This window comes from Pseudonocardia nigra, assembly GCF_019396355.1.
GTDB classification, from domain to species: domain Bacteria; phylum Actinomycetota; class Actinomycetes; order Mycobacteriales; family Pseudonocardiaceae; genus Pseudonocardia; species Pseudonocardia nigra.
Window position 1 is genome coordinate 1 of sequence record NZ_JAHKRK010000309.1, and the last position, 6750, is coordinate 6750.

General features: G+C 69.4%; 8 protein-coding genes. 6 read left to right on the forward strand and 2 right to left on the reverse strand.

The genetic code is table 11. The features are described 5' to 3' along the window. Positions 1-664 precede the first annotated feature (664 nt). Positions 665-1585 (reverse strand): methyltransferase, encoded by a 921-nt coding sequence (locus tag KME75_RS38665; RefSeq protein WP_219419904.1) that lies wholly within the window; start codon positions 1583-1585, stop codon positions 665-667. Positions 1586-1652: 67 nt separating this feature from the next. Beyond that, a complete protein-coding gene (locus tag KME75_RS38670; protein ID WP_219419905.1) occupies positions 1653-1886 on the reverse strand; it encodes a response regulator transcription factor in 234 nt (77 codons plus the stop codon). Between KME75_RS38670 and KME75_RS47495 the strand changes: the two genes are divergently transcribed. The 6 genes from KME75_RS47495 (at position 1885) to KME75_RS38700 (ending at position 6448) form a co-directional block, all read left to right on the forward strand. Continuing rightward, positions 1885-2235: a VOC family protein gene (locus KME75_RS47495; RefSeq protein WP_219419911.1), complete on the forward strand. Its 351-nt coding sequence runs from the start codon at positions 1885-1887 to the stop codon at positions 2233-2235. The two genes, KME75_RS38670 and KME75_RS47495, sit on opposite strands and share 2 nt — an antisense overlap. Before the next feature lie 134 nt (positions 2236-2369). Next, positions 2370-2780 (forward strand): toxin-antitoxin system YwqK family antitoxin, encoded by a 411-nt coding sequence (locus tag KME75_RS38680; protein ID WP_219419906.1) that lies wholly within the window; start codon positions 2370-2372, stop codon positions 2778-2780. A 256-nt stretch (positions 2781-3036) separates the two neighbouring features. Beyond that, positions 3037-3315, forward strand: a complete 279-nt coding sequence (locus tag KME75_RS38685) for an ArsR/SmtB family transcription factor (RefSeq protein WP_372452758.1) — start codon at positions 3037-3039, stop codon at positions 3313-3315. Beyond that, complete coding sequence (locus KME75_RS38690; protein ID WP_219419908.1) at positions 3312-3497, forward strand: hypothetical protein; 186 nt, start codon at positions 3312-3314, stop codon at positions 3495-3497. The genes KME75_RS38685 and KME75_RS38690 overlap by 4 nt, the downstream gene beginning before the upstream one ends. Before the next feature lie 1351 nt (positions 3498-4848). Then, positions 4849-5190 carry a helix-turn-helix domain-containing protein gene (locus tag KME75_RS38695; RefSeq protein WP_219419909.1) on the forward strand — a complete coding sequence of 114 codons (342 nt, stop codon included), beginning with the start codon at positions 4849-4851 and terminating at the stop codon, positions 5188-5190. A 118-nt stretch (positions 5191-5308) separates the two neighbouring features. Then, positions 5309-6448 (forward strand): tyrosine-type recombinase/integrase, encoded by a 1140-nt coding sequence (locus KME75_RS38700; protein ID WP_219419910.1) that lies wholly within the window; start codon positions 5309-5311, stop codon positions 6446-6448. Positions 6449-6750: the final 302 nt, after the last annotated feature.

Consider the following 6750-nt stretch of genomic DNA (forward strand, 5'->3'; position numbering starts at 1 on the left):
GACGGCGGAGACGGCGACGGCGGAGACGGCGACGGCGGAGACGGCGACGGCGGAGACGGCGACGGCGGAGACGGCGACGGCGGAGACGGCGACGGCGGAGACGGCGATGGCAACGCCAGCGACATAGAGGACCACGACGCCCGCGACAGCGAGGACCACGACGACCGGGACGGCGGCGACGACAGCGACGACAGCGACGCCAACACCAGCGGCGGAACTGGCGGCGACACCGCCCGGCGCTGCGAGCGCGGCGACGCCGGAAGCGGCGACGGCAGCGACTGCGACCAGCCGGCGCTGCTGCTCGGAATCGGGCCCATCCCCGCCGCGCTGGCCCGCCGGCTCGTCGTGACCCGCCGCCGAGGCCGAGACCGCCTGGCTACGCCGCCTCTACACCCACCCACACACCGGGGAACTGATCGCCATGGACTCCCGGCGCCGGCTCTTCCCACCCGGACTGGCCAGATTCATCCGCGTCCGCGACCAGTTCTGCCGTACCCCCTGGGGCGACGCCCCATCCGACACACCGACCACGCCCTGCCCCACCACCAGCACGAGCCCACCTCCGCCGACAACGGCCAAGGCCTGTGCGCCCAATGCAACTACAACCGCCAAGCCCCCGGCTGGACCGCCCGCACCCAGAACGGGCCCCGACACACCCTCGACATCACCACCCCCACCGGGCACCGCTACCGATCCACCCCACCCCGACCACCGGCCCCCCACCAGCGACCACCAGGCCCACCCCCCGAGCACGACGACCAGGCGCCCCCCGGGCGACCCCAGCACCTCCGACACGATCACAACAACGAGCGGGTCCATGAGTCCGCCGCCACCAGGGCGCGGCGACGGACGTCGCCCATCTCCTCGCGTCGCAGGCCGGCAAGGGGTCGGTGAAGAAGTCGCCGGCCACCACGTCGAGCCGTGGTGGCGGCGGCACCTCGGCCGCGACGGCGGGCAGCTTGAACAGCACGCCGGACGCATCCTCGTAGTGGGCGAGGATGGCCGTGATCAGGTGGCCGTGGCCGCCGGCGATGTCGGCGATCCGCCGGTGCCGCGAGAAGTCGTACGCATCGAGCACGGCTGCGATGTCGGCATGCGCCTTCGCCGTCATCGCCTGCTCGAAGATCGCCGCTTCTTCCTGGTGGTCCTGCAGGTAGTGCCAGAGCCCCTTCGGGTCTATCAGCTCGAGCGCGGGTGAGCCGGTGCGTACGGAGTGCCCGAACTCGACGAAGCTCGCACAGATGACTGGCAACCCGTTGAGGCGGGCGAAGGCCCGCATGGACCTGGGATGGTCGCTGCGCAGCAGCCGGGACGATTCGGTGTGCAGGTAGGCGCCGTCCCGGCGCTGGAAGATGCCGCACGCGACCAGTAGGCGCAGCGCTCGGTCCAGCGCGTCCGGGGCTGCGTGGCACGCGGTGGCCAGGTCCCTCGCGCTCGTCGGCTCGTCGCCGAGATGGTCGGCTCCCCCGAGCTCGGCGACGACGTGCAGCGTTCTCGACGCGACGATGGCGTTGCTCAGCTCCCAGACGATCTCGTGCGGCGGCATCTGCGCGGCCCGGTCCGCGGGGGTGGCGACTGCGCTCATGGTGTCCTCCTCGTGCGGTGAGGGCACGGTAGGAGGACGCCCGACGCGCGGGCATCGGCCGAAGTACTCAGCCGCGCGTACTCACGTCCTGGCGAGCGACCCACGCGGTGACCTGGCTCCGGTTCGCCAGATCGAGTTTGGTGAGGATGTGCTGCACGTGGTTCTGCGCCGTGCGCTCGGACAGGCACAGCCGCGCGGCGATCTCACGGTTCGTCGACCCCTTCGCGACCAGCTCCGCCACCTCCCACTCCCGACGGGTCAGGGGTCCCGCGGCGACGAGCTGGCGCAGGAGCGCGGCCATGACCTTCTACATCGGGCTGTTCACCGACGGCCGGGTGCACTCGATCGACCGCTACGGGCAGGGTGAACCCGGCCCCGAGGGCCGGATCCGGCAGGCCGTGTTCACCGTGGCAGGCCAGCAGCTGCGCTGCATCGACAGCCTGACCGCCCACGAGTTCGGCTTCACCCCCTCGGTGTCACTGTTCGTCAGCTGCACCTCCCGCGAGGAGCAGGAGAAGCTCTGGGCCGGCTTAGCGGAGGGCGGCACCCCCCTGATGCCGCTGGACGACTACGGGGTTCGGCCCGTTCGGCTGGACCAACGACCGGTTCGGCGTCTCCTGGCAGCTCAGCCTGGCCTGAACTCTGCCTGACTTACGCCGCGGGCCGCCGGGGTCACGCACCTGATCCTCGCCGGGATCGGTGCGGAACGCGCCCCGGCGGCGCGGCGTGCGGCCGCCATCCCAAGACGACGCCGAGCGACTTCTTCGAGCGGAGGGCCCAGTAGATGACCAGTGACGCCGAGCCGACGAACACGGTCGACGAGTCCGGGAACAAGACCGGCCTGTGGCGCGAAGCCGACGACCACGGCGGCACCGTGATCGGCGAGTACCGTGACGGCGAGCGCCACGGCACCTGGCGGCACCTGTTCACCAACGGACAACGCCGCGCCGAAGGAACCTACGAGCGCGGCCGTCTCGACGGCGACTGGGTGTGGTACCGCCGCGACGGCACGCTGATGCAACGCGGCTCTTTCCACGACGGCGAGAAGCACGGGCGGTGGCAGCGCTGGTCAACGCAAGGCGCCCTGCTCGACGAAGGCGACTTCGACCGCGGCAAGAAGGTCGGTGTCTGGGTCCAGTACCTGCCCGACGGAACGATCAAGAAGACGACCGCACATCGCGTCGCCTCGGCCTGAACATCAGCTATTGCGGGGCGGGGCGGGGTCTGGCCCTTGTCGAGGCTGGCGCGCGCCGCGCCGAGCTGGTCGCGCTGGCGGGCGTGCACGTGGGATAGCTGGATGCTGAGCGCGGGTGCGCGCGGTGTGTCGGGAGTGCGTGGCAACGGAAGCGGGGGGCGGCCGGAAAGCACGCCTTAACAAGTAGGGTTGTAAATAGATTTGGCGGCATGAGCGCCAGCGTCGAAGTGATGACTCCTCCGATGTGGCGGTTGCGGTGCTGGACCCGGTCCGTGCGCGTCTGCTCGCCGAGCTCAGGGTCGAGCCCGGGTCGGCGGCGATGCTCGCCCCGCGGGCGGGCACGACGCGGCAGAAGGCCCGCCATAACCTGCGGCTGCTCGAGCGGCACGGGCTGGTCAGTCCCGCGGGTCAGCGCAGGCACGGCGGCCTGGTCGAGCAACTGTTCGCCGCGACGGCCGCGGGCTACGTGGTCTCGCCCGCGTGGGCGCCTCGATCGCCGCAGGTGGCTGCTCGCCAGCGGCATCAGGGGCGGTGAGGGTGCTTGAGGACCCCGAGGACCCGCCGGCCTGCGTCGCCACGCTCACCGCCTGCCACGACCTCGAGCGCGGCGTCGTGGTCTGCCTGCCACGTCCCGAAACCGGGTCACGCACGCGGCGGGGTGAGGATCTGCTGGTCGCGCTGGGGAAACGCCCGGTGGCCTGGTCGCGGAGGGGCTGAGCCGGCACGCCTGGGCACTCGCCGGGCTCTGGCTGCGGGCCGAGCGGGTGCAGGAGCTGATAGTGTTGCGTGCCCAGCGCCTACCGGCAGCCCTCGAACCGATGTGCTGACGATCTTCGCCGTGGAATCACTCGTGGAACGAACACGGGGCACGGCAGATCACGAGGGACAGTAGTGGCGCGAACACGAAGAACCTGGTAGTGCGCCTGGGACCCCCGAGATCGATCCCGTAGCCGCCTCCGGAGGCGGGAGCACAGGTTCGAATCGTGCCCAACAGACAAGCTGCGCTTAGCGCTGCACCCGGCGCACGAGACCCGCCTACTTCAGGGCGGCTGACCGTTCGACCGTGACAGCGCCGATAGCGTTTCCGCTGGTCGCGCCCGTTCCCATCTGTTGCGAACCCCGCCGGGGATTCGAACCTGCGCAGCGTCGGCACGATCGCCACGGCGGCGCCCTGACGTCCCCGGCACCCAGCCAGAATCTCGTACTACACGTGCCCCATACCGCCGCACCTGCGAGAACCAGGGCGGACACAACCCGACCCGGCGCCACTGACGAACCTCGACGGACAGCGCGTACCAGAGAAGAAATTGCACGATGGCCCCGCTGACCCCGCGGTACGCCGACGCTCAGCGCCAACAGGTCTGTGGGCACCTCCGCCACCGGACTACACCTGCCGGGGCAACGCAGCCACGACAAGGCGGTTCGTCCTGTGAACGCCTGCACCGCAACCGGCGCCCAGACCTCGCAGCTGTCAAGCGCCTGCACACCGGAGAAACTTCTTCACCGCGAACATATGCCGCCGGCCAACCGCCACCGGACGCCAGAGCCCCGCTGCCCCGTCCTGCCCTGAACCAGCCCACAACTGTCTAGGACGACCCGAACGGCCCCAAAATCCTGGAGCAGACCGTGACCCCATTTCGAGCGCTCAGACCCGGTGCTCCAGATTTGCTCCAGATGCCGTCCTCGGCACCAGCGGCAACGATCATCGGAAGATCATCGGCAGCGACGAAAAGCCCCGCCTGACCTGGGCGAACTCAGGTGACGGGGTTTCGAGAGCAAGAGTGGAGCTGAGGGGATTCGAACCCCTGACCCCTTGACTGCCAGACAGGCCCGGACGGCCCGGTGGCGCGCGAAGATCGGTATCGACCTGACAACAGCGACCTCGACCCCGCACCGGAGCTCCGAAGAGTTCAGTGCCGCGTGTCCCCGGAGTCCTCGCCTCGAGGAGTTGAGAGGTGCCATCAGCGGAACACGCCGATCGACGCCTCGGAGGACACCTGTGCCCCAGCCACGATCCGACGACCAAGCACCTGCCCGCGCCATCCAGCCCGGGGACGCGACGCCGGCAATGGACGACTCGAGACAACACACGGTTCTGGACGGCCAACCGGCCAACGAGCACGTCGGACTCGAGGCCGCACCCGTCCTGTACACCGCTGGACAGGCGGCGAACCTTCTGCAGGTACGCGAGTCGTGGCTGCGGCGCCGCGCGGCCCAGCGTCTGGTCCCGTGCACCTTCCTGGGCAAGCACCTGCGCTTCTCCCGCGCCGATCTCGAGCAGATCGTGGCCGACGCCGCCCGCCCAGCGGTAGGCGCGCGCCGATCGTCTCGATCCGACACGGGCGCCGCACACCGGCCCCTACGCCAATCCCATAGCGGTTCGCGGACAGGCTCCCGCCGCTTCGCCTGATGACCTGGCCGTCCCGCCGCACCCGAACACAGGTGGGTTGATTTCCGCCGCGCACAGAGCGTGGATACACACGTGCCACATGGCACGCGCATCCACGAGTTGACCAAGGAGCACAGAGATGGCCTGGGTAGAACACCGTGGCGGCACCTACCGTGTCCGCTACCGGCTCAACGACGGAACAATATTCACCGAGCGCGGGTTCTCCACTCGCCGCGAAGCCGATGACCGTGCGGCTGACATCGAGTCCGACCAGCGTCGTGACCAGTTCACCGACCCCCGACTGGCGCAGACCACGATCGACGAGTGGATCCGCTGCTGGTCCGACTCCCACCACGTCACCGCAACGACCCGCAGGACCTACGACTCCCACATCCGCAACCACATCCTGCCCCGCTGGTCCGGCACCCCACTGGGCGACATCGCACGGATCGCGGTGAAGGGCTGGGTGAACCAGACCCTGCGCGCCACCCTCAGCGACAAGAGCTGCCAGGACATCCTCGTCCTGTTCTCCATGATCCTCGGCGAGGCCGTCGACGAGGGCCTCATCAGCGCCAACCCCTGCCGAAGGCTGCGCATCACCTTCGCCGAGCGTCCCGAACGACCGCACGCCAGTACTGACGAGGTCACCACACTCGCGGCGCGCATGCCCCCCGACGCCGGCCTGATGACCATCACCGCCGCCTACACCGGGCTGCGCTGGGGCGAACTGGCTGGCCTGCAGTGGACTCGCGCTCACCTCGACAACCGCCCGCGCATCGACGTAGATCCCAAGTTCGGCGCGCTCCACGAGATCTCCGGCCGCCTCGAGCTCGGCCCACCAAAGTCCCCGGCCAGCATCCGTGTCGTGCACCTACCGCCGTTCCTGGCCGAGCTGCTGTCCGCCCATCGCGAGTCCGATCCGACTGCACGTTTCGTGTTCGCCGGCACTCACGGCGGCCTCCACCGCCGATCCAATTTTCGCTACCGCATCTGGCAGCCCGCGCTGGCCGGGGACCAACAGCGCGGCTGGGCACCCCTCAACCAGGAGCTGCACTTCCACGACCTGCGCCACACCCACGAGACCTGGCTCGTCGAGGACGAGGTCCCCCGTGTCCTGCGGCTGCAGCGGCTGGGCCACAAGCGCAAGGACATCGACGACTTCTACTCCCACGTCACCGACACCATGCGCGACCGCATGCTCGACGCCCTCCAGCGGCGTTGGGAGAGCAGCAACTCAACCGGGAAGCAGGAGCCCGATCCCGGGTCGACGGCAGCGTGAACTCTTCGGACTGCAAGTGATTCAGCAAGCCCTGCTCCCCAGCTGCTCCCACCAACGGCCGACGGCCCGCCGATGAAGATCATCGACAGGCCGTCTGACCTGGCAAAACACACGGTGGGCGATACTGGGATCGAACCAGTGACCTCTTCGGTGTGAACGGCACCGGGTACGTCCTGTTAGAGCGTGTCCCTTGGATCATGGGACGGGGTCGCGGAGCCAGATCCTGATCGAGGCGACGTCGATGGTTCCGCGGAACATGTAGTCGCGCTTGTCGTAGCGGGTGGCGACCGCGCGGTGGCCCT